This is a genomic window from Pseudomonas helleri (assembly GCF_045830615.1).
In the GTDB taxonomy this organism is placed as follows: domain Bacteria; phylum Pseudomonadota; class Gammaproteobacteria; order Pseudomonadales; family Pseudomonadaceae; genus Aquipseudomonas; species Aquipseudomonas helleri.
This window is the reverse complement of sequence record NZ_CP174501.1, coordinates 5,599,153-5,620,940: the sequence shown is the minus strand read 5'-3', so window position 1 is coordinate 5,620,940 and position 21,788 is coordinate 5,599,153. Positions and strand designations below refer to the sequence as shown.

The 21,788-nt window shown below is 60.3% G+C and carries 19 protein-coding genes and 1 pseudogene; 6 read left to right on the top strand and 14 right to left on the bottom strand.

Annotated elements, in window-relative coordinates:
• Window positions 1-2: 2 nt before the first annotated feature.
• The 6 genes from ACJJU9_RS25330 to ACJJU9_RS25305 form a co-directional block, all read right to left on the bottom strand.
• On the bottom strand, window positions 3-1,943 hold the full coding sequence (locus ACJJU9_RS25330) for a vWA domain-containing protein (protein WP_407731036.1): 1,941 nt from the start codon (window positions 1,941-1,943) through the stop codon (window positions 3-5).
• A 41-nt stretch (window positions 1,944-1,984) separates the two neighbouring features.
• Window positions 1,985-3,061 carry a hypothetical protein gene (locus ACJJU9_RS25325; protein WP_407729787.1) on the bottom strand — a complete coding sequence of 359 codons (1,077 nt, stop codon included), beginning with the start codon at window positions 3,059-3,061 and terminating at the stop codon, window positions 1,985-1,987.
• A 3-nt stretch (window positions 3,062-3,064) separates the two neighbouring features.
• Window positions 3,065-5,815 (bottom strand): virulence factor SrfC family protein, encoded by a 2,751-nt coding sequence (locus ACJJU9_RS25320; RefSeq protein WP_407729786.1) that lies wholly within the window; start codon window positions 5,813-5,815, stop codon window positions 3,065-3,067.
• Window positions 5,812-8,859 carry a virulence factor SrfB gene (locus tag ACJJU9_RS25315; protein ID WP_153327526.1) on the bottom strand — a complete coding sequence of 1,016 codons (3,048 nt, stop codon included), beginning with the start codon at window positions 8,857-8,859 and terminating at the stop codon, window positions 5,812-5,814. The genes ACJJU9_RS25320 and ACJJU9_RS25315 overlap by 4 nt, the downstream gene beginning before the upstream one ends.
• A gap of 18 nt (window positions 8,860-8,877) precedes the next feature.
• Window positions 8,878-10,260, bottom strand: a complete 1,383-nt coding sequence (locus ACJJU9_RS25310; protein ID WP_407729785.1) for an SrfA family protein — start codon at window positions 10,258-10,260, stop codon at window positions 8,878-8,880.
• 261 nt (window positions 10,261-10,521) lie between these two features.
• Window positions 10,522-10,782: an accessory factor UbiK family protein gene (locus tag ACJJU9_RS25305; protein WP_048387176.1), complete on the bottom strand. Its 261-nt coding sequence runs from the start codon at window positions 10,780-10,782 to the stop codon at window positions 10,522-10,524.
• Between the two features lie 417 nt (window positions 10,783-11,199).
• Here ACJJU9_RS25305 and glnK point away from each other — a divergent pair, with 417 nt between their 5' ends.
• The 3 genes from glnK (at window position 11,200) to sutA (ending at window position 13,694) form a co-directional block, all read left to right on the top strand.
• The gene (gene glnK / locus ACJJU9_RS25300) at window positions 11,200-11,538 is read left to right on the top strand and encodes a P-II family nitrogen regulator (protein ID WP_002555808.1); all 339 of its coding nucleotides are present in this window, start codon (window positions 11,200-11,202) and stop codon (window positions 11,536-11,538) included.
• Between the two features lie 34 nt (window positions 11,539-11,572).
• Window positions 11,573-12,910 carry an ammonium transporter gene (locus ACJJU9_RS25295; RefSeq protein ID WP_048387178.1) on the top strand — a complete coding sequence of 446 codons (1,338 nt, stop codon included), beginning with the start codon at window positions 11,573-11,575 and terminating at the stop codon, window positions 12,908-12,910.
• Between the two features lie 457 nt (window positions 12,911-13,367).
• Window positions 13,368-13,694: a transcriptional regulator SutA gene (gene sutA / locus ACJJU9_RS25290; protein ID WP_048387180.1), complete on the top strand. Its 327-nt coding sequence runs from the start codon at window positions 13,368-13,370 to the stop codon at window positions 13,692-13,694.
• Between the two features lie 304 nt (window positions 13,695-13,998).
• Here sutA and ACJJU9_RS25285 read toward each other — a convergent pair whose 3' ends face one another.
• The 6 genes from ACJJU9_RS25285 to lptM are packed head-to-tail and all read right to left on the bottom strand — an operon-like array spanning window position 13,999 to window position 18,576.
• Complete coding sequence (locus ACJJU9_RS25285) at window positions 13,999-14,703, bottom strand: HAD family hydrolase (protein WP_407729784.1); 705 nt, start codon at window positions 14,701-14,703, stop codon at window positions 13,999-14,001.
• Window positions 14,700-15,596, bottom strand: a complete 897-nt coding sequence (gene xerC / locus ACJJU9_RS25280) for a tyrosine recombinase XerC (RefSeq protein WP_048387184.1) — start codon at window positions 15,594-15,596, stop codon at window positions 14,700-14,702. The genes ACJJU9_RS25285 and xerC overlap by 4 nt, the downstream gene beginning before the upstream one ends.
• A 2-nt stretch (window positions 15,597-15,598) precedes the next feature.
• Window positions 15,599-16,315 (bottom strand): DUF484 family protein, encoded by a 717-nt coding sequence (locus ACJJU9_RS25275; RefSeq protein WP_153333503.1) that lies wholly within the window; start codon window positions 16,313-16,315, stop codon window positions 15,599-15,601.
• Window positions 16,316-16,328: 13 nt separating this feature from the next.
• Window positions 16,329-17,159, bottom strand: coding sequence for a diaminopimelate epimerase (gene dapF / locus ACJJU9_RS25270; RefSeq protein ID WP_048372559.1), 831 nt, complete (start codon window positions 17,157-17,159; stop codon window positions 16,329-16,331).
• A gap of 4 nt (window positions 17,160-17,163) precedes the next feature.
• On the bottom strand, window positions 17,164-18,411 hold the full coding sequence (gene lysA / locus ACJJU9_RS25265) for a diaminopimelate decarboxylase (protein WP_048372561.1): 1,248 nt from the start codon (window positions 18,409-18,411) through the stop codon (window positions 17,164-17,166).
• Between the two features lie 9 nt (window positions 18,412-18,420).
• Window positions 18,421-18,576 (bottom strand): LPS translocon maturation chaperone LptM, encoded by a 156-nt coding sequence (lptM, locus tag ACJJU9_RS25260; RefSeq protein ID WP_048372563.1) that lies wholly within the window; start codon window positions 18,574-18,576, stop codon window positions 18,421-18,423.
• Window positions 18,577-18,781: 205 nt separating this feature from the next.
• Between lptM and cyaY the strand changes: the two genes are divergently transcribed.
• The 3 genes from cyaY to rnk all read left to right on the top strand — a co-directional run bounded on the left by cyaY (window position 18,782) and on the right by rnk (window position 19,929).
• A complete protein-coding gene (gene cyaY, locus ACJJU9_RS25255) occupies window positions 18,782-19,114 on the top strand; it encodes an iron donor protein CyaY (protein ID WP_273217930.1) in 333 nt (110 codons plus the stop codon).
• A 2-nt stretch (window positions 19,115-19,116) separates the two neighbouring features.
• Window positions 19,117-19,323: a DUF1289 domain-containing protein gene (locus ACJJU9_RS25250; protein ID WP_082148782.1), complete on the top strand. Its 207-nt coding sequence runs from the start codon at window positions 19,117-19,119 to the stop codon at window positions 19,321-19,323.
• Between the two features lie 192 nt (window positions 19,324-19,515).
• Window positions 19,516-19,929: a nucleoside diphosphate kinase regulator gene (gene rnk, locus ACJJU9_RS25245; protein WP_048372567.1), complete on the top strand. Its 414-nt coding sequence runs from the start codon at window positions 19,516-19,518 to the stop codon at window positions 19,927-19,929.
• A 77-nt stretch (window positions 19,930-20,006) separates the two neighbouring features.
• Here the strand turns inward: rnk and ACJJU9_RS25240 are convergent.
• Both ACJJU9_RS25240 and ACJJU9_RS25235 read right to left on the bottom strand, forming a co-directional pair.
• Window positions 20,007-21,281: pseudogene (locus tag ACJJU9_RS25240) on the bottom strand (class I adenylate cyclase); the annotation flags it as partial.
• A 188-nt stretch (window positions 21,282-21,469) separates the two neighbouring features.
• Window positions 21,470-21,739, bottom strand: a complete 270-nt coding sequence (locus ACJJU9_RS25235; RefSeq protein ID WP_048372571.1) for a TIGR02647 family protein — start codon at window positions 21,737-21,739, stop codon at window positions 21,470-21,472.
• Window positions 21,740-21,788: the final 49 nt, after the last annotated feature.

The window sequence follows — 21,788 nt, the reverse complement described above, 5'->3', positions numbered from 1 at the left end:
CGTTAAGGCATCATTTCCAGCGGCACCGGGTACACGTTGTCCCGCGCATCGCTGTCATTGGCCAAGGCCACCCAACGGTCCACGTCAGCGTTGTAACGCTGGTAGTGGCGCAGCTTGGTGCTCAGGTTACGAATGAATTTCTCTTGCGCCAGACCGTCCCAGCTTTTCCAGGTTTCTTCGTCCAGGTTGAGCACTTCGCTTTGGTACGGCAGGTCTTCGAGGTACTCACCGAGCACGCCCATTTGCGCCAGCTTGGCGTTGCCGTTCTGCTTCAACTGATTCGGATCGGCGCCCATCGTCGCGGCCACCGCACGCAGGCGATCAAACATTTCGGTCGGTGAGATCAGGCCTTCGTTGGCGGCATCCAGAATCTGCTTCATCACGTCACTCAAGTCGCTGAGTTGCGACTTGGTCAGCAACACCCGCACATCCGTGGTCGGGATGTTTTGCTTGATCAGGTCGCGGTCGGTGATCCAGGCTTGAAACACCGGTGGTGCCTGGCTGTTGGTTTTTTCGCCCAGGTAAGCCAGCTGCATGGCATGGCCGATCAAGGCGGCGTCATCGAGCATTTTCTGCTGGGCCGGGTCTTTGGGCGTTACGTCCTGCTTGGCGTTCAGCGCGCTGCCAATGGCGTCTTCACCCATGTAGGCGGCTTTGACCTGCGAAGTAATTGCGCTGGCCAGGGCGTCTACTTTTTGACCAAAGGCTTGCACGTCACCGGCGTTGACCGGGTAGTACAGCGAGGTATTGGTGCCCGGATAGGTCGACAGGTTCTGGTACTGGCTCTCAGCCTTGGCGTGGTCCTTGATGCCCGCCGGGGTCTTCAAGTGCAGGGTGTAAATCGCCACGCCAGGGTTGGCCGCCTCAAGCCGCACCTGGTCGGCGCTCATGCCGGTGGTGCTGAGTTTGTCATCACCGTCCAGCGCACTGGCGTCGGTGATCAGCACCACGTAACGGGCGCCAAATTGCGACCAGTCGACTTTGTCGATGCTGTGCATCACGCCCGCGTAGGCGTCTTCATCGAAACTCTTGCTCGACACTTTGGCCTGCTTGAGGTCCGCCACCTTGGCCAGGAAGTCTTCGCTGCCGGTGACCTTGTTCGGGTCGGCGTACATTTTGCTCACGTATTCCAGGCCCGGCACGGCCTTGGTGTTGGAGCGAAATGCGACCAGACCGAACTTGACCTGATTGCCCAGGTTCTCGTTTTCGATCTGTTTGTAGACCTTGCGAATCGCTTCGCGGGTGCGCTCGATGTACGGGTCCATGGAGATCGTGGAGTCGATCACGAACACCACCGCAGCGCTGAATTCCTTCAACTGACCAGCCTTGGCCGCACCCGCATCGGGTGTTGCGGCGGCGCCTGCTGGCTGGGCTTTGTCGTCTGCCTTGCTCACCGACGCGACATTGAGCAGGCGCGTGCGAAAGCCTTCTTCGGTCATCACTTCTTCACCGCTCAGCACCGGCAGCAGGTAGAACTGCTTGTGCAGGTCGACAAAGAATTCCGGCTCCTGGGCCAGCACGCCGGGCGCCAGCGTGCCTTGCTTGAGCTTGGCCCGCAGTGGCGCGACCTTGCTCACCGGGTCTGGCGCATCGAGGATGCCTTCCAGGGTGGCGCGGTCTTTGAAGAACATCAGCCGGTCGCGGTTCGCCGGGTTGGTGAAGGCCAGCGTGAGCTGCATTTTCCAGTCAGTGGTACACGCAGCGGGCAGCCAGCCCACCGTTTTACCAAAGCTGTCCGGGCCGACCTTGAGCCACTCGGCATTCGCCGCCTGGGCGCGCTCGTACACGTAAAAACGGCTGAACGTCGGCTGCGCGGCGCCCGGAGCACCGCCCGCGCTGCTGCTGAGTGTGCAACCCGGCGTGGTCAGCACGCGCTGAAACAGGGTTTTCTTGCCTTCCTGAATCAGCGGCTTGTCGTCCGCGAGGGCCAGCGAACTGCCCATGCACAACGTCAGCAAGGTGCTGGCAGCGAATGCAAAACGGCTCACGGTTTCAACTCCTCAAAACGCGCCTTGGCTTGCGCATTCTCAGGCTCGTGGCTGAGGATGGTTTCGTACCAGTACGCGGCCGTCGCCTTGTCAGGCTCAGCAAAGCATTGGCTGGCCTGATGGAATTTCGGATCGTACTCATGGGCGTAGGCGGTCGCGATTTGCATGTCCCCGGCTTGCGCACGGTTGGCGTACAGACGCTGGGCAATGCCGCAATGGTTATTGGCCTTGGCGACGTTGATGATTTCCAGCAACTCGGCGCTGCCCGGCGACTTTTTGATGCAGGTCTGAACAAAGGTCAGCTCAGGCAACGTGCTCATGCTTTCCAGCGTGCAGGCTTCGGCGCCCGTCGGCAGCGGGGCAGGCGTTGGGGCCGGGCTTGCGACGGTGTCGGTTGCCGGATTCTTGAGCCAGAAAAAGACCCCGGCGGCGATGATTGCCAGCAGGGCGATGATCAACGGGATCAGCCAGGCCTTCTTTTTGCCCGCTGCCGCAGGCTTTGGCGCAGCCGGGGCTGGCTCAACGCGCACGGGTTCAACCACCGCCGCCACCGGCTCGATCACCGGCTCCGGGGCAGGGGCAGGCTCTGGCGCGGGTTCAGCAACCACCACCGGCGGCGCTTCAACGGGCGCGGCCGGTGCAGGCACGCTGCCCACCACATCGGCCAGAATGATGCCTTTCCATACCGGCGGCGCAGCCTTTTCATCGCCAGCGGCTCTGGAGGTCACGTCGCGGCCGGGCAGCACCACGCCGTGATCCTTGGTCCCGGTCGCGGGCTCGTTGAGCACGAAACTGAACGTGGTGTCGACGCTGCCTTCCAGCAGCGTGTCAACGATTTGCGGGCCAACCAGCACTTCCAGGCTCTTGCCATCGGCGGCCAGCGGGAACTCCGGCACCTGAAACCAGAAGGGGTTGTTGCTCCACTTCTGGCCTTCGTGCAGGTAGTGGTCGTCGCTGTTGCGCTGGAGGGTGAACTCCAACTGCTGCTGCGACCCCTTCCACCCTTTGATCACCAGACGGGCGTAACCGTGGGCGTGTGGCTCTAACGCGAGCAAATTGACTCGAATCGGCATTGCTTAAATCGCCTTGTAGGCTTTGAGCACGTGGCCCAGCCGTTCATTTTGCTCAGGGGTTATTTCACTGCCCGCGCCATGCCCGGCATTCGCTTCGGTCATGGCCGCCAGGGCCGACATCCAGTCCGTCAGAAAGGTCATGGCGGGCATGCCCACCTGTTCGGGCAGTGTCGGCAGGTAGTGTTCAGGCTCAGACTCGTGCGATGCCTGCGCCGGGGCGGTGTTGACCGGCGCGTAGAAACCAAACACCGGGTTGCCATGGCGGGCGCGGCTGGCTGGGCGTTCCGTGGCGGGCTGGGTGAAATAGCCAAACCAGGACACAAAGTCGCGCAGCACGATCTGCACTTCGAGCACTTGGCGCTCGGCCAGCCGTTCGCGGCGCGCGTTGGTTTCTGAGCATTTGGCGACAGCCGCGCTCAGTTGCTCCAGTACCTGGGCGCGATAGGCCCCCACGATCACTTCTGCGACCACGGCATCCATGAGCTTTTTGTCGAAGCCCAGCAGCGCCAGCAAACCGGTGTTGTTGCTCAAGTGGCGCAAGTGCGCGATCCACATGTTGAACGCGGCACGGGCGAAGCGTTGGGCACTGTTTTGCGGGCCTTGGGGCTTGGCCAAAGGCGCATCGGCCTTCACGGCCTTGCCGCTGACCGGCTCATCGTCGTAGCCGTCGTCAAACGCCCAGCCACTGCTGACCGGCGCAACGGGCGCCGCGTCTGGCTCGACCTCGGCCGGGGCGACGAGCGCCTCGTTATCGTATTCACCGCTCAGGTACAACTCACGCACGGCGGCCACCGGCAGTTGCAGATGGCTGATGAAATCACCCAGCTTCTGGCCGCGCAGGCGCAGGCCCGAATAGATCATTTGCGCTTGGGCGCGCTTGGCTTCAATGGCGCCATCACCGTCGGGCATGTGCCATTCGGACACGCCCTGGGTGGTGAACGAGGTCAGCAATTCTTCGAGCCGCTCACGCTGACGCTGGAGTTTGAAGTCCAGGCTGGCAACCGCCCGGATGCCCGAGATGATGCGGGTCATGCCACCGTCGCCGCCCAGCACCGCTTGCCAGGCTTGGGCAGGTTGGCTGAAGTGTTGCTTGACCTGTGGCGCTTCTTCAAACGCGCCGCCGATGTCATCCAGCACCGGCTGATACTCCGGCAGGATGCCGGTTTCGAGGCGGTTGCTGTCGTAGCCCACACAGACGAAATCTTCGTGAGGCTTGCGCACCAGGTAGGTGTTGTTGAACGGCACGCCATCGGCCCAGTCATTGAGCCAGTCATGACGGCCAAAGCGCTCGGTCATCGCCGACTGGATCATCCCGCCCCAACTGTCGGGACGCAGCCCCGGTGCCATCTTGACCATGGCGTTGATCCGCAGGTCGAGCATGGTCATGGCCCAGATCAAACCGCTGCTGCGGGTGGCGCGTTCCTTGGGGGTCGCGCCTTGGGTGTTTTCAATCCAGCGGGTCAGGACCGGGCCGATTTCGTTGATTTCGATGCCTTTGTTCGAGTTGGTGCACAGCACCAGGGCGTTCATTTCCTGGTTGTCGGTGTAGCGCTCGAACAAGTACGCGACTTTACCGCGCAGGATCAACTGCGACACCGGGTTGTCGCCTTCGCTCAACGCCGGGTCACTGATCTTGGAAAAATCGGTGAGCGACATGCGCCCGCGATAGCCGGGGAAGTCGAGCAGGTCGACCTCATTCACAATCGGGTCTTTGGGGGTTTCAACCAGCCGGAAGGTCATCTCCGAGGTCAGCGCCGCCAAGTGCGACACCAGCACGCTGCGCGGTGTTTGCAACTGCCCGTTGAGCAGTGGGCGCACGTCGATCGGGTGGTCTTTGGCGGTGCCGAAGCGGGCTAGAATATCCACGCTCATGATGCTGTCGCTCTGCACTTCACGGCCCTTGTCATCCAGGCGGAACAACGCGTGCAGCGGTGCGAACACGGTCGCCGGCAGCCCCAACTGGTGCAGGCTGCCGGCCAGCGAGGAATAGACGTCTTTCAGGGCGGGCTCATTGCCCCACAACAGCGAAAACAGCTGCGTGCGCTCTGCCACCGTGAGGCGCGGCGCGAGCTTGAGCACGCGCGGCCAATAGGCGTGGTCGAGCAGGCTGACAGCGTTGGCAAAACTGGTTTTGAAGTAGTCCCACAGCGAGACCACATCGTCAGCGCTGATGCCCGGTAGCACAGGCCCGTTCTCACGCCCTTCGAAGGGTTTCAATGCGGCCTGGATCACCTCGTCGGTGATGCGAAAGGTGACCCGCGACTGATCAAAGTCCTTGAACCAGGAGTTACCCAGAATCTTGATCAGGTCGGCTTCGCCCAACAGCTTGAGTTCGACCGGGTACTGATCGTCATCCGAGGCCTTGGCGTGCCGACTGAAGCGCGTCACCAGGCCCGTTGCTTCCTTGCCCACACCGGCCGGGTTGACGTGCTTGAGGAAGTCGACACGGCGCCCGCCCATCATGGTTTCCAGGCGCTCGTTCTGGCCAGCGGCCAGCGACAGGATCAAGTACGACTTGCCCGCTTGCGAGATGCCAAAAAAGCCGAGGGTCATCGGCCGCGTGGCGGCACGCTCATGGTTCGCCGCCTCGTTGCGCACGCGGTGCAGGTCATAGCTCAGATCATCGGCCTGACCGTCCAGGCTCGGCGCTGTCGGGCGGGTTTGCTCAATCCAGTCCAGGGCGCTGGCTGCACCGGCATGAACGGCTGCCCAACGAGCAGACAGGGCTTTTTGTTCCGGGGTCAGTTCGTTCATGAGTGCTTCACTGTTCCGCTGTCGAGCCAATAGGTGTTGTCCCCCAGACTCGACACCAGCAGGGTGTTGAGCTGCAGGTGTACGTCATTTTTGTCCAGGCGCTCCGCCGTGTTGGAGGTCACGCTGCGCACCTCCAACTGGTCGCTGACCAGCCCGGCGTTGGCCGTTTCCGGGTTCTTCGCAACCTTGAAGCGCACGCTGGCGACGGCGCCGCTGCCATCCCGGGTGCCGGTGGCCATTTTGCGTTTGCCTTCATCGGTGAAGCTCAAGCTGTACAGCGGCGAGGCCGCCCAGCGCTCAACACTCAACTGGCGAAAGCCCAGGCGGATGGCCGAAGGCATGGCCAGGGCCGGTGTCACCGCCTGTTCTTCTTCGCTGTCCCCGGCCAGCTGGATGCAGCCGCGCTCGGTGCGGATATCGCGGAACAGCACGTCGCGGTCGCGGATGCTGTTCTCCAGGTCGATGACTCCGATGTGTTTGATGGTCGAGTACGGCACCAGCTTGTCAGCACGGAAGTAGAAGCCGTGAACACTGTGGTTGGCACACAACAGGCAGAGCATCGCGCCGACCGCTGCGGTACTTTTCGGGTCGTCGATCAAGCCGTTTTTGTGGAACGGGTACCAGCCGCCCGTGCGGTAGCTCTGCATCGGTACGATGCGCCCCGGCACCAACGGCAGGTTTTGCCGGATAAACGCCTGCACGCCGGGCAGGCGCGAAGGCCGACCGGTCAGCAGCAAGACGTCGCACGGGTAATGCGCGATCACCTCACACAGCGCGCTAAGCGGCTTGCCAATGTTCACGCCGTCATTGAGGAACATGTCGTGAATGGCGCGCAGGTTGAAGGTGATTTTGGTGTCCAGCAGGTCGAACACTTCGCCGCCGGTGTCACGGCGCACCGCACCACTGACGTAGTTCAGCACGCTGAGGTTGATGTCGCTTTCTGTCAGCAACTGGCGGTAGGTGTAGGTCTCGGGCGCCGCCGGTGCCAGCGGGTCGAATTGCTCGTAGGCCCTGAGCAGCGCCAGCCCCAGGGGGGTGAGCACTTGCAGGTTGAGCTGCTGGCGCAGCACCTCGTTTTGCGTGCTGATGGTTTCGCTGCCGCACAAGCGTGACAGCAACGAGTCCGGCGACTCGACCCTGGCCTCGCGAAAGCCTTGCTCCAGGCTCGGCAGCACGACGCGGTGAATCATGTCCAGGAGGATGTCATCGCCCGCGATTTTGAAGCTGTCGCGAAACAGTTGCTTGGGCACGATGTGTACGTTCATGCCGTGTACCGCACGGGCACCCGGATCGATTCGGTACTCGGTAATCACCAGGTCCGTGGTACCGCCACCAATATCAATGCTGGCCACGGTAATGCGATCGCGGTCGGCTTTGTCAGGGCGCGCCAGGGTGGCAAAAAACTCTTCCGGGTGACCGGCAAAGTTCTCGGCAATTTCGGTGTAGAGGTACACCAGTTGCCCGCACGAAGCCTCATCCCAATCAATGTTGATGAGCGGCAGCGGGGTGGTCGGGCGCGTCGTTTGATCGGTGTAGGGATCTTCGTCACTGTTGTGCCAGCCCATGCTTTTCCAGACCAGGCCAATGGCTTGCGACATACGCTTGCCCAGGATGCTGCGTTCAGCCTGTGGCATGCCGGGCGGCACGGTCAGGGTGATGCTGTTGAGCTGGCGCGGGATACCGGTTTTGCCCTGGCGCGCACGCTGGGCCGGGCTGTTGATCTGTGCCAGCGCCTGGGTCAAAACCTCGGCCAGCATGAACGTCATCAGCGAGCTGCGCGAATAGAGCGCCTTGAACACCGGCATCTGGTCGTCTTCGGGCAGGCTGTACAGCGCCTCACCTAGGTTGTTGATCAGGTGCGAAAACGGGGCGGCCGTCGCGGGTGGCTCGCTGTCATTTTTGATGTAGGAGTTGTTGAAGCGCCAGCCATGGTCGTAGGCGTTTTCATCCCACAGGTAGCGCTTGGGGCTGGACAGGCCGGTTGAGCCTTCGGTGCCACGACGCAGACTGGCCAGGCGCCCGGCTTCGTTGCCGACTCGGGCAATGGTCGGCCACTGGAACGCATCGTGGCGCCCGCTTTTGCTCGAAAAATGATCTTTGCCAAACGAAGTCTTGGAGAACTCGACGCGGCTTTCAAAGGGCTGGTTGTAGACATGCTCCGGGGCCAGCAGGTCGCGCAACTCCAACACGTAGTTATTTTTGAGGCCCATGCGGTCCACGCCCTGGTTCTCAATCAAGATCCCGCAGGTACGCGAGTTGCCGACGTCCAGAATCAGGTCCACCGGTATCGGTTTGGTCTGGCTCTTTGCACCGTTGGCGATCACCGTCAGCTCTGGCATCACAATCACCGGCTGCGCCGGGTTCGGCCCGATTTGCTCGACCCGCTCAAGCAGGCTCAGCAGGTTAAGGTAATGCGCTTGCGGGTGTTTTTCGTCTTCCTGGTCTTGCAGCAGGTCGCGGTCGACCCGGACGCTGGCGTCACGGAATGCTTCCAGCAACCACTCTTTAACCCACGGCAAATCCTGGAACCAGCGCATTTGCGCCAGTTTGGACGCTACGCGGAACGACACCCCGGAGCTGACGTCTTCGTCATTGGGCGCCAGGTAGGCCATACCGTCTTTTTTGCCAATTACACGCGTGTCGAGGGCCAGTGTGAGGCGGTGCGTGTTGCCATCAATGTCCGGCTCCGCCAGCTTGACGAAGCGCATGCGCGCCCAGTTGCTCGGGCCTTGATCAAATGTGTAGGGCGGCATGTAGCGGAAGAACGGCAAAGGCAACCAAAGCCCGTCCAGCAAAGCGAGGCTCTTGCTGATCGGCAGCCAAAAGTCCGGCTCGGCCTTTTGCCGTTTCTCGTGGTCAATGTCGTAAAAGTACGACTCGTCGGTGTGCACCTGCAAACGGCACAACACGTCGCCATCGATCAACGTAAAGGCGCCATTGGGGGACGTTATCTGGTCCTGACGGAAGGCGAAATCCATGAACTGGATGCCCGTATCACTGACCAGCTTTACGACGTCTTCAAACTGGGTAACTTCTGGCAACATGTCGAAATCTTCCCGTGCTTATTCGCCCATCTGCCGCATGGAGATGGGGAACTGCTTGTCTTCATAAATTCCGCTGCAGTCAGCAATGCTCTTGGCACCCTGACGGCAATCAACCTTTGGCATTTCGTAACGGCTACCGTCGCCGCAGGCCGCCTGGCCCAGGCTGTTGATCGACAGGTTGCCGCCGTGCATGGCCGCCGTGACCGGGCCTGTGCAACTGATGCCGTCGGGCTTGCGCACTACGACCTGGCCCTGGCCGTCTTTAAACTGGTACTCAAGGCGCAACGGCTTGCCAGTGGTTTTGTCCTGAATACCTGCCCCGGCGCGGAAACGGCCGTTGAGGAAGTTTGCCTGGCCGTCCGCGGCTTCAGGCGGAATGCTCAACGACTGGCCGGGCACCTCGGGTTTGTCTGAGCCGTTTTCTGGGATCGGCGGCGGGGCCGGAGTCGGCTCGGGCGCGGGCTCCGGGGCGGGCACGGGCTCAGGCACGGGCGGCTCAGGGGCGGGTGGCTCGGGCGTCGGGTTGGGTGCAGGTGGCGCTGGCGCGTCATCGTCCGGGTTGGGAACCGGTACTGGAGCCGTTCCCGGGCCTGTCTTGGGCAGCGATGCGCCGCCCGTGCCAGTACCCTGGCCTGACAGGCCATTGCCCAGGCCGAATTTGCCCAAGATCGGCTTGAGCACCTGCGGCACTTCAACCTTTGGCCATTGCCACGCGGAGCCCGACGTATCGGGCAACGACGCATTCGGCGTGCAAAAACGTAGCCCGAACAACAGCAAAAGCAGAAGCAACAGCAAGGGCAGCAGCCACCACAACCAGCGCCACCAAGAGCGTTTGACCACCACTGGAGTGCGCGGCGGCGTCACCACAGGCTCGGCAACTGGCGCCAACGGCGCTGCTGCGGGCACTTCTGTGCGCGGGTAGAGGCAATACAACGGGTCTAGAAAGCGATCGGCATTGGGGTGCACGAACCCCCAAAAGGTCAGTACCGGCGTACCGTTGACCAAGTACACAAAGCTTTCATCTGGGAAGGCAATGACACGCGTGAGCAGCTTGGCGAAAACCGCCTTGTCACTGAGGGGCGAACTGGCGCCTTCGCTCAGCAGCGTCGTGCTCTGTTCGGCCAAAAAGGCTTTGAAGGTTTCCAGCTGGGCGCGGGCAGGGGCGCGCTCTGCTTCAGTGGCGCTGCCCCACGGCACGACATCGCCCTGGACATCGCTGTACCAGTCAATGTTGTCGCCCAGTTCATCACTTTGCGGGACGGCCAAATGCAGGGCCATGGCAGGATTTTTGCGGCGAATCGCTTCGCGTAGTTGCAGTGCAGCCCGATAGACCGGCTGTCCAGTTTCACCCAGGGCCGTAAAAGCCCCACTTTTGCCACTGCGTAAAAGTGCGCCGCGCATCCTTGCTCCACTCATTGATTCGCGCGGTAAAACCCGGACAAATGCCCGCACCGCCTCCCTGAAAGGTGAGGACAGTAATGTTAAAGTGATATTGGCGTCAAATAGCCATTAGCTGAAAGCCGTCAAATTGTCGGCGTGGGGCAGGTTTTGGGCGCATACGAGAGTGGCCAGCGCCTATGAAACGGGGCAAGTCAGAGGTTTCAGATCATCAGCAATGCGCGGCAGGCCACCTGGGCCGCACGCGCGCACCGCATCCGGGCATTACTCGGTCGGCGGCAGCAACCTGGCTTCCAGCTCGGCCACTTTGGCCTCAAGGCTTTCAAGGCGCGCGCGAGTGCGGGCGAGGACGACCATCTGGCTGTCGAATTCTTCGCGGCTGACCAGGTCCAGTTTGCTAAAGCCACTTTGCAGCAAGGCTTTGAACTGGCTTTCGATTTCGTTGCGCGCCAGCGCGGTGTCACCACTGAACAAACGCGAGGCTTGGCCACTCAGGGCGTCGAGAAAATCTTTGGGCGCGAGCATGGGGTAGGTCCTTAAAACAGATGGCGGTGAGTGTATCACGCAGTGTCAGAGCGGCATTGCTTGCCCGGCCTCGCACATTTATTGGGCATCCCCCCTCCCACCTGCGCACCGTTTGCGTGCACAAAACCTCTGCGAAATCAGGCACAACGCCACTAACTGACAATAAGCACCTGAAATTATTGGCTTTTCCAGACATGGCAAGGTTTCTGCTTAGTTGCTCATGACTCATGTACTGATGCAGTTGCTGTGACGATGGTAGTGCGGCAGGTGGTTCAGGGAGTGCTTGCGTCACCAGCGACTGATGCACGTTGCGTGGCCTGAAGAAGGTCAACGAAGCGTTACAAAGCCAGACACTGCGCATAGACTTGAGCCGGGTTTGTTTTCCTGGGGCAAGTCCACCAATTCGGGAGAAGTTTCATGAAGCTAGTCACCGCCATTATCAAGCCGTTCAAATTAGACGACGTACGCGAGTCGCTGTCTGAAATCGGCGTGCAGGGCATTACCGTTACTGAGGTCAAAGGCTTCGGCCGGCAGAAAGGCCACACCGAGCTGTATCGCGGTGCGGAGTACGTGGTCGACTTTCTGCCAAAGGTGAAGATTGATGTCGCTATCGACGACAAAGATCTTGACCGGGTTATCGAGGCGATAACCAAGGCTGCCAACACCGGCAAGATTGGTGATGGCAAGATTTTTGTAGTCAATCTGGAACAGGCTATTCGCATCCGTACCGGCGAAACCGATACCGACGCAATCTAAGCCGCCAAACCCCAACGCCCCAGGAGAAAACACTATGACTCTGCGTAAAATCGCAGGGCTCGGAGCCCTGTTGTCCGCTGTATTGCCTGGCCTGGCCATGGCGGCGGATGAAGTGGCTGCTCCAGTCCTCAACTCCGGCGATACCGCCTGGATGCTGACTGCAACCGCTTTGGTGCTGTTTATGACCATTCCCGGCCTGGCGCTGTTTTACGGCGGCATGGTGCGCTCCAAAAACCTTCTTTCTGTTCTGATGCAGTGCTTCGCCATTACCGGTCTGATCAGCATCCTGTGGGTCATCTACGGCTACAGCATCACGTTCGACGCTACGGGCATGGAAGCAGGCGTCACTAACTTCAACTCGTTTATCGGCGGCTTCGGCAAGGTGTTCCTTGCGGGCATCACCCCCGAGAGCATCACAGGTCCTGCGGCGTTGTTCCCGGAAGCAGTGTTCGTCACCTTCCAAATGACCTTTGCCATCATCACCCCGGCCCTGATCGTCGGTGCGTTCGCAGAGCGCATGAAGTTCTCGGCCATGCTGATTTTCATGGGCGTGTGGTTCACCCTGGTGTATGCGCCAATCGCCCACATGGTCTGGGGCGGCCCGGGCAGCTTGCTGGGTGACTGGGGCGTGCTGGACTTCGCGGGCGGCACCGTGGTGCACATCAACGCCGGTATTGCAGGCTTGGTCGCGTGCATCGTGCTCGGCAAGCGTAAAGGCTACCCAACCACGCCAATGGCACCGCATAACCTGGGTTACACCCTGGTCGGCGCAGCCATGCTGTGGATCGGCTGGTTCGGCTTCAACGCAGGCTCGGCAGCGGCCGCCAACGGCACCGCCGGTATGGCGATGCTGGTCACGCAAATCGCTACCGCCACTGCCGCACTGGGCTGGATGTTCGCCGAGTGGATTACCCACGGCAAGCCAAGCGCACTGGGCATCGCCTCGGGTGTGGTGGCCGGTCTGGTTGCAATCACCCCGGCTGCAGGCACCGTCGGCCCAATGGGCTCGATCGTGATCGGTCTGGCGGCAGGCGTGATCTGCTTCTTCTGCGCCACCAGCCTCAAGCGCAAGCTGGGCTATGACGACTCGCTGGACGCATTCGGCGTACACGGTATCGGCGGTATCGTCGGCGCCATCCTCACCGGCGTGTTTGCAGCGCCAGCACTGGGTGGCTTCGGCACCGTGACAGACATCGGCACCCAAGTGTGGGTGCAGTTCAAAGGTGTCGCCTTCACTGTGGTCTACACCGCGGTGGTGACCTACGTCATCCTCAAAGTGCTGGATGCCGTGATGGGCCTGCGCGTGAGCGAAGAAGAAGAGGCTGTTGGCCTCGACCTGGCACAACACAACGAGCGTGGTTACAACCTGTAATCCGCCCTTTAAAAAAATACCCGGCATGCCGGGTATTTTTTTACCTGAAATCTGGCGCTATTCGCTGCGATGAAATGATTTTTCTGATCACTTTAGGCTCAGATCAGTTCTACGCTTGTTTGTAGGAAGAAGGCTTACGTGACAACTCGACTATTAGCCGCTTTGCTTTTTTATTCAGCACGCTAGAATGCGCGCCAAGGGGCGAAAAACAGCCCCTGGCAGGACGAAGGCGAGGATAAGCACCCGACGCTTTCAAGGCCCGCAGCTTGGGCTACGGGCAACGTGTTTACCTGAACGAGCAGCGCGAGATCGCGAAACTCGATAAGTTCTCGTCACCTTTAAGGATGAAGAGGCTTGAGCCTCGGTTTGCCCAAGGCTACTTTTTCACCAGCGGCAGTCGACACTGGGTGCAGCTGGTCTATAACTAATCTGCTTTACGCAAGTCATGGGGTAGAACATGAGCGACGATGATCTGGAAAATGATGACCTCGAAGTAGGTGACGATGACGAGGCCGAAGACGGTCTGGAAGCGGCAGCCGAAGACGTTGCAGACGACGACGGTGGCGATGATGCGCCGGCCCCTGCGGCCAAAGGCAAATCCAAGGCTGCGGTGTCGGTTGACGACCTGCCCAGCATTGAAGCCAAAAACAAAGAGCGTGATGCTCTGGCTCGCGCCATGGAGGAGTTCCTCTCCCGTGGTGGCAAAGTGCAGGAAGTCGAGGCGAACGTGGTGGCAGACCCACCCAAAAAGCCTGACAACAAGTACGGCAGCCGCCCTATCTAAGGTTAGCTCCCTTGCTTGAAGAAAAAACCCGCCGTCGCTGCGGGTTTTTTTGTGGGTAACGGCTGAGCGCCACAAGTTGCGATTGTTTGATCCGTAGTCGCTGACGAGGTACGAGGCTGCGATGCGGGCCGCAGGACCGCCGATTAGGGCCGCTGCGCAACCCATCGCAGCCTCATGCTTGGGCAGCGACTACAGGTTCACCGACTCTTGTAGTCGCTGACGAGGTACGAGGCTGCGATGCGGGCCGCAGGACCGCCGATTGGGGCCGCTGCGCACCCATCGCAGCCTCGTACCTCGGCAGCGACTACAGAGACTGCATACGCATCGTTTTAAGTACTGCTGGCAGTTCGCTCAAACAGCCCACTTCGGCATCCGGAGCTTTGTCGCCTTCCCAGTGTTTGCCGCCAGGGTTGAACCAGATGGCGCGCAAGCCCGCCTGCTGGGCGCCGGCAATGTCATCACCGGGGTGATCGCCCACGTGCACGGTCGCCGCAGGCGAAATACGGCCGCCGCGGCGCAATGCCTCGTGAAACAACCGGGCGTCCGGCTTGGCAATGCCAATGTCTTCGGCGCACAACACAAACTTGAAGTGATGCCCCAGCCCGATGCGGCGCACATCAGCATTGCCATTGGTCACGACGCCCAAGGCGTAGTCAGAGGCCAGCGCTATCAGCGTAGGCTCAGCTTGAGGAAACACCTCTAGCGCATGACGCGCCTCAATGAACACCTCAAACGCTTGCTCTGCCATCGCCGCAGCCTGCGCATAACCCGCGCCCTCCAAGGCGTGGAACAACACCCGCCGACGCAACGCGCTGATGCGATGCTTGAGCTGCGGCTCGTCGACCAAAACTCGCTGGCGCAACGCCTGATACCCCGCAACATCCAGCGCGCCCAATTTTGGTGCATTTTCGGCCAGCCAGGTTTGCAGCACAGTTTCGGCACTGGCAATCACCGGCGCGGTGTCCCACAGGGTGTCGTCGAGGTCGAAGGTAATCAGCTCAATGGTCATTCACTGCCCTTACTGCGTTTGGCCCGTGGGTGGGCGCTGTCGTAAACCGATGCCAGGTGCTGGAAATCCAGATGGGTATAGATCTGCGTGGTTTTAATGTCCGCATGCCCGAGCAATTCCTGCACCGCACGTAAATCCTGAGACGATTCCAGCAAATGGCTGGCAAATGAATGGCGCAGCATGTGCGGGTGCAGGTTCTGCCCCAGCTCGCGCTCGCCAGCGGCTTTAACCCGCAGCTGGATGGCCCGCGGGCCAAGCCGGGTGCCGCGCTGGCTGACGAACACCGCATCGTCTTGCGGGTTGGCCAGGCCGCGCAAAGGCAGCCACGCCTGCAACGCTTCCCGGGCCTTTTTGCCCACAGGCAGCACGCGCGTCTTGCTGCCCTTACCGAGCACTTCCACCAGGCCGTCCGCCAGGTCGAGCTGGTCCAGGTTAAGCCCGGTCAGCTCCGACAAGCGCAGCCCTGAGGAATAAAACAGCTCAAGAATGGCTTGGTCACGCAACGCCAAAAAATCATCCTCGACAGCGCCTTCGAGCAGTTGCAGGGCCCGGTCAGTGTCGAGGGTTTTCGGCAGGCGGCGCTCGCCCTTGGGCGGCGACAGGCCGTTCGCCGGGTCGTGATCACACAGCCCTTCGCGGTTGAGGTAGTGATACAGCCCGCGCACCGCCGACAGCAGCCGCGAGATGCTGCGCGAAGACTGGCCCTGCTGATGCAGACGCGCCACCAGCTGGCGCAAGCGCTGGATATCCAGGGCAGGCCAGTCAGGGATGGATTCTTTAACGCAAAAGGCCAGCACCTTGTTCAGGTCGCGGCGATAGGCTTCCAGCGTGTGGGGAGACACTTGGCGCTCACTGCGCAGGTGCGTGCAGTAAGCGTCCAGTTGGTGTTCCACCGCTAGCGGACCGAGCGCAGGGCGCTGGTGAAGCGCGGCAAAACTCGCCCCAGCACTTCGGCGATATGCCCCAGAAACAGCATGCCCACCGAGCTTTTATAGTGCTGCGGGTCGCGGCTGCCCACGGCCAATACGCCATGTAAGCCCAGATGATTGAGCGCAACCACCGCCGTCGAACCGATTTGCTTGCGCTGTTCTTCGCCGAACAAGAAGTCCAGCTCGTGCTCACGCAGGCTACCGCTGACCGCTTTACCCTCGGCCAGCAAACCGCCCAGGGCGCGCTGTGCATCGGCGCTGTTGACCCAGCGACCGACCGGCATCGGGTTGTCGCCAAACAGCACGAGGCTGACAAACGGCACCTGGAAATCCTGGCGCAGGCTGTCTTCGACGGCCATCACCAGTTCTTCAAGGCTGGTGGCGTCCATCAGGGCGAGGTTGAGGCGACGGGTTTTTTCGAACAAACGATCGTTGTCGCGGGCCACGTCCATCAGTTGCGATAAACGATGGCGCATCTCGATGTTGCGACCGCGCAACAGTTCCAACTGGCGCTCAACCAGCGAAATGGTGTCGCCGCGCTGGTGCGGGATCCGCAACGCCAGCAGCAACTCGTCGCGCTGATTGAAGAAGTCCGGATGAGCCTCCAGGTAGGCCGCAACCGTCGCAGCCTCCAGAGCGTCAGCAGGCAGTTCAAGGTCGGAAGGCTGTGGCTGGTCGGTCATCAGATGCGCTCGCTCATAAACGGACTTGTCCTTCGTACACACGCATCGCCGGGCCGGTCATGATCACGGACTGGCCTGGGCCACCCCATTCAATGGACAAGCGACCTCCGGGCAAATCGAGGGTCACCGGTGAATCCATCCAGCCCTGGCTGATTGCCGCCACCGCAGCCGCACAGGCGCCGGTACCGCAGGCCTGGGTTTCCCCGGCACCACGCTCCCACACCCGCAGTTGCCCGCGTTGACGATCAATCACGTGCAAAAAGCCCACGTTAACCCGCGCCGGAAAGCGCGGATGGTGTTCAATTTTTGGCCCCAGCTCATGCACCGGCGCGGCGTTGATGTCGTCAACGCGCAACACCGCATGGGGGTTGCCCATCGACACGGCGGCCAACTGCACCGGCTGCCCGTCGACATCCACTTCATAGCTCAACGCCTGGGCGTCGGCCACAAACGGGATCTCGTGCGGAACCAGGCGCGGCGGGCCCATGTCGACGCTGATCTGCCCATCGCTGCGCACGTTCAGTTCGATGATGCCGCTTTTGGTTTCGACCTTGATCTGACGCTTGGTGGTCAAACGCTTGTCGAGCACAAAACGGGCGAAACAACGGGCACCGTTGCCGCACTGTTCAACTTCAGAACCGTCGGAGTTGAAGATCCGGTAACGGAAATCCACCTCCGGGTTGCTCGGTGCCTCAACGATCAATAATTGATCAAAGCCGACACCCGTGTGCCGATCACCCCATTGTTTGGCGTGCTTGGGCAGAATGTGCGCGTGCTGGCTGACCAGGTCAAGAACCATGAAGTCATTGCCCAGGCCGTGCATTTTGGTAAAACGCAGCAACATGGGCTCACTCCGGCAGAAGGCTTTCGCCGGCATACAGCTCAGCAACGGTCTCGCGACGGCGCACTTCAAACGCTTGGTCGCCATCCACCAGAATTTCGGCGGCGCGGCCACGGGTGTTGTAGTTCGAGCTCATGACAAACCCGTAGGCACCTGCCGAATGCACGGCCAGCAAATCACCTTCGGCCAGCGCCAACTGGCGGTCTTTGGCCAGGAAGTCACCGGTTTCGCAGATCGGGCCAACGATGTCGTAAGGGCGGGCTTCAGTGTCACGCGGGCGTACCGCGGTCACGTCCATCCAGGCCTGGTACAACGCCGGACGAATCAGGTCGTTCATGGCCGCGTCGACAATGGCGAAGTCTTTGTGCTCGGTGTGCTTGAGGTACTCGACCTGGGTCAGCAGCACGCCCGCATTGGCCACGATAAAACGGCCCGGCTCGAACACCAGCGCCAGATCACGGCCTTCAATGCGCGAACGCACGGCTTTGATGTAGTCAGCAGCCAAGGGCGGCTCTTCATCGCGATAACGCACGCCCAAGCCACCACCGAGGTCGATGTGGCGCAGGTAAATGCCGCAATCGCCCAGACGGTCGATCAGCCCCAGCAGGCGATCAAGCGCATCGATAAACGGTTCGAGGGTGGTCAGTTGCGAGCCGATATGGCAATCGACGCCCACCACTTCGAGGTTAGGCAGTTGCGCAGCTCGGATGTACACGTCTTCGGCGTCGGCGATGGCGATGCCGAACTTGTTTTCTTTGAGGCCGGTGGAGATGTACGGGTGCGTGCCTGCGTCTACGTCCGGGTTGACCCGCAGCGAGATCGGCGCACGAACGCCCAGCTCGGCAGCCACCACTTGCAGGCGCTCCAGCTCGTCAGTGGACTCGACGTTAAAGCAGTGCACGCCAACTTCCAGAGCACGACGCATGTCGTCGCGGGTCTTGCCGACGCCCGAAAACACGATTTTGTCTGCCGAGCCGCCAGCGGCCAGCACACGCTCCAGTTCACCGCGCGACACAATGTCAAAACCAGCGCCCAAACGCGCCAGGACATTGAGTACACCCAGGTTGGAGTTGGCCTTGACTGCAAAGCACACCAGATGCGGCATTCCTTCCAGGGCATGGGCATACGCGTTGTATTGCGCCTCGATGTGCGCCCGGGAATAGACGTAGGTCGGGGTGCCGAAGCGTTCGGCGATGGCCGTCAGCGCAACACCTTCGGCGAACAGCTCGCCGTCCCGGTAATTAAAAGCGTCCATGGTGTTCCCTTATTGATGCTTGTGCGCTTGAGATTGCGACGATTTGGCTTGGTCATCCGGGTTTTTGCTGTCATCGGGCAGATACAGCGGTCCTTTTTGACCACAGGCAGAAACAAGGCAAGCAACCGCGACAAGCGCAGCAAACGAAGAGATCAGGCGCTTCATGGCGAAATCCTTTGAAAAGCATTAATTGCGACCGAGTATACCGACCACCCACCAGCTTGCCTATGCAGCAGACGGCTCGCGCGGGGGGCACCTGTCCGGATAATCAGGTGTGCTATTGCGGCGGGTTGTCTTAGGGTTTGCAATCGGTCTGGAGCGCCCGTATCTTGCGAACTCCGAGCATGACTAGACACTACGAGGTTCCACCATGAGTTTGACTGAAGCCCGTTTTCACGATCTGGTCGATGCAACCCAGGAAAACCTGGAAGACGTTTTCGACGACAGTGATCTGGATGTTGATATTGAGAACTCGGCCGGCGTTTTAACGGTCAAGTTTGATAATGGCACCCAACTGATTTTCAGCCGACAAGAGCCGCTTCGCCAGCTCTGGCTCGCCGCACGCAGCGGTGGTTTCCATTTCGAATACGACGAAGATAACTCGCGCTGGGTACACGACAGTACCGATGAGCTACTGAGTGAAATGGTGGCTCGCCTGACACTGGAACAAGCGGGCGCCGAGCTGGAATTTGAAGAGATCTGATTGTGACTGCGCCTGCTAAACCCGCAAAACCGCTCTACAGTAACGTCAGCCCGGCCGTGCCGTCCCCATGCATCAGCACGTGCCGGCTGGATGAACACAAGGTTTGCCTGGGGTGTTTTCGCCACGTCGAAGACATTCGCGAATGGCGCTCGGCAAGTGATGCACGCCGCCGGGTCATTTGCGAGCAGGCCCGCGAGCGCAGGGGCTGATCGACTGTTGCAGCAACGAGCTTGCCTCGCGATCTTTTAAAAGATCAAATCTCGCTCCTACAGGCAACCTTGTGTATTTATTTTGCTGTGGTAGTGTCCAAGTTCGCCTCGTCGACACGAGGCTGGTCAAAACCCCGCCATGTCCTGGCGGGGTTTTGCTTTTCCGTGCAGAAAAAAGGAGTCTGCCAGGTCATGAGTACTTCACCCGCCATCACCCTCACACGCCTGGACGTACAACGTCTGGAGAAGCTGATCGACAGTCTGGATGACACGTTACCCGGTGTTGTTGCGTTGCAGGCCGAGCTGGATCGTGCCGAAAATGTCGTCGGCCACGAAGAAGTGCCGGCCAACGTCGTGACCATGAACTCACGCGTGCATTGCCGTGAAGAAAGCAGCGGCAAGGATTACCACCTGACGCTGGTCTACCCAAAAGATGCCAACGCAGACGAAGGCAAAATTTCGATTCTGGCGCCGGTCGGCAGCGCGTTGCTGGGCTTGCAGACGGGCCAGCACATCAACTGGCCGGCACCCGGCGGCAAGACTCTCAAACTTGAATTGCTTGAAGTTAAATACCAGCCAGAAGCCGCAGGCGATTTCGAGCTTTAAACTGCCCCGATACACCAGATCCGCGGTAGCGCTCGGTTTTGCAGCGCTGCCCAAACGCCCTAGACCGTTATAACGGGCAACCTGATCGGGTGTTCATGCCAAGCCATCTGGCTCAAAAAACGGTAGCTGTCATTCAACTCACGCGACAGCGCCAGGCGCTCACGACTGTCCGGCCCGGTCTTCCATTTCGAACGGTTGTCCAACTGCGCTAACTGCTGCTCATCCCAGCCCCATTCATGGGTCAAGCGCTCAAGCAGAGCACGCTGCCAGGGGGCACCCTGCGCCGGGGCATGGCCGGAGAGCTTGTGATTGACCTTGAGGTACAGACTGCGGCGCACCAGTTCCAGGCGCTGAACATCGCCACGGGCCTGCAAGTAGCCCTCAATGCGCCGGTACACCATCACGTACGGATCCAGCTCATCGAGGTCCAGTTGATGGGCGTACACGGCGCGCTTGTAGCCCAGGCTCAGGCAACTTACCCGCGGGTGCTCGCTGGCATACACCTCAATCAACAGCAGTTTGAGCACCGATTTGTAGGGCGACTCGATGCCCTTGAACAACTGCTTCAACCCGGCCCCTAAAAACTCGGCCGCCGGGATGTGCGCCAAATGCCCGAGGTCGATCACCTCATCCGCCGGGATCAGGCGCTGGGCCTCAAGCGCCTGAATGAATTCGCCATAACGGGCTTCTTCATACGCGGGCACCCACCACCACAACGGCGTGCGCCCGCCGAGCCAGATCGCCGTGCGATAAAACTCGTCGAGCAACAACGAATGTTGCGCGTTCACAAAGTCATCCACGTCGCAATGCAGAGCACGCTCGCCCTGGGCGAAACGCTGGGCATCGATCAGAAAAAAGTGCGCCTCACTGCCCTGGCCCGCAGCCCATGTCTCCAGGCGGCGGCATTTTTTGCGCAAATTGGCCAACGCCTGGTCGTCCAGACCCGGCGCGTGACAGAGCCACACGTCCATATCGCTCTGATCGGTCTGCGCCAACGTGCCCAGGCTGCCCATTAGATACAGGCCGTGAATGGCCTGGGGCTGGCCGGGCTGTGGGCGATAGATAAAGTCAGCGGCTAACGCCTGCGCCGCCGCCAGGGTTGGCGCATCCGGGGCATAACCCGAGACACCGGCCGGCGTGCAGTCCGAGACATAGCCGGGCAGCAACGGGTCGTTCACATGAAACAACAGGGCCAACAGATTCAGGATCGTTTGCTGAGCGGGCAACAGGCCTTCCATTGCGCGCTGCAGACGTCCGTTGTTGACCGCCAGAAACCGCTCACGCACCTGATGGAGAACCTGTCGATCGATTCCCTCACTCAGAGCGGGTCTTACTTCCAGGGGGCGCGTCATTGCACACTCAGACCGGCTCGCCAAACGAGAAAGAGGAGGGGTGTTGAGTTTACAGCCAGCAGCACAAAAGACTTAGGGCGATTGTGTTTTTGACGTCAGATTTTTTACATATCTGAACATTAGACGGGAAACAGGGAATGCGCCCGCGGAATCAACAAAGGGGTAGATTCCGTGGGCAATGGGGGATGTCAGGCAATTTCTGCCAGTTTTTCGCCCAGCTTCGACTCTGAGGTAAGGATCAGCAGTAGCCCTTGGACATGCTCGGCAGCATCACGGCCCAGGCTGGTCAGGTAACCACCATCGGGTTGATTGATCAGGTCTTTGTCATACAAACGTTGTGCTGCCGCGATCCGTTGTGGATCGGCGGTCTGATGGATCTTCAGGCCCTCAAGCGTACTTTCCAGGTCAAACAGTGCAAGGACTTCCAGTTCGGCAACCAACTCAGGGGTAAACGACATAAAAACTCCAGACTATGCAGGAAAAGGCGACAACGGCTCTAAGGTGATC

Bases quoted from the DNA above. Each gene is read 5' to 3' on its own strand.
- sutA (WP_048387180.1), top strand. From the start codon at position 13,368: ATGAGCGACGATGATCTGGAAAATGATGACCTCGAAGTAGGTGACGAT.
- lysA (WP_048372561.1), bottom strand. From the start codon at position 18,411: ATGGACGCTTTTAATTACCGGGACGGCGAGCTGTTCGCCGAAGGTGTT.
- ACJJU9_RS25305 (WP_048387176.1), bottom strand. From the start codon at position 10,782: ATGCTCGCGCCCAAAGATTTTCTCGACGCCCTGAGTGGCCAAGCCTCG.
- ACJJU9_RS25285 (WP_407729784.1), bottom strand. From the start codon at position 14,703: ATGACCATTGAGCTGATTACCTTCGACCTCGACGACACCCTGTGGGAC.
- glnK (WP_002555808.1), top strand. From the start codon at position 11,200: ATGAAGCTAGTCACCGCCATTATCAAGCCGTTCAAATTAGACGACGTA.
- lptM (WP_048372563.1), bottom strand. From the start codon at position 18,576: ATGAAGCGCCTGATCTCTTCGTTTGCTGCGCTTGTCGCGGTTGCTTGC.
- ACJJU9_RS25315 (WP_153327526.1), bottom strand. From the start codon at position 8,859: ATGTTGCCAGAAGTTACCCAGTTTGAAGACGTCGTAAAGCTGGTCAGT.
- ACJJU9_RS25310 (WP_407729785.1), bottom strand. From the start codon at position 10,260: ATGCGCGGCGCACTTTTACGCAGTGGCAAAAGTGGGGCTTTTACGGCC.
- rnk (WP_048372567.1), top strand. From the start codon at position 19,516: ATGAGTACTTCACCCGCCATCACCCTCACACGCCTGGACGTACAACGT.
- ACJJU9_RS25320 (WP_407729786.1), bottom strand. From the start codon at position 5,815: ATGAACGAACTGACCCCGGAACAAAAAGCCCTGTCTGCTCGTTGGGCA.
- ACJJU9_RS25275 (WP_153333503.1), bottom strand. From the start codon at position 16,315: ATGACCGACCAGCCACAGCCTTCCGACCTTGAACTGCCTGCTGACGCT.
- cyaY (WP_273217930.1), top strand. From the start codon at position 18,782: ATGAGTTTGACTGAAGCCCGTTTTCACGATCTGGTCGATGCAACCCAG.
- ACJJU9_RS25295 (WP_048387178.1), top strand. From the start codon at position 11,573: ATGACTCTGCGTAAAATCGCAGGGCTCGGAGCCCTGTTGTCCGCTGTA.
- dapF (WP_048372559.1), bottom strand. From the start codon at position 17,159: ATGTTGCTGCGTTTTACCAAAATGCACGGCCTGGGCAATGACTTCATG.
- ACJJU9_RS25325 (WP_407729787.1), bottom strand. From the start codon at position 3,061: ATGCCGATTCGAGTCAATTTGCTCGCGTTAGAGCCACACGCCCACGGT.
- ACJJU9_RS25235 (WP_048372571.1), bottom strand. From the start codon at position 21,739: ATGTCGTTTACCCCTGAGTTGGTTGCCGAACTGGAAGTCCTTGCACTG.
- ACJJU9_RS25330 (WP_407731036.1), bottom strand. From the start codon at position 1,943: ATGGGCAGTTCGCTGGCCCTCGCGGACGACAAGCCGCTGATTCAGGAA.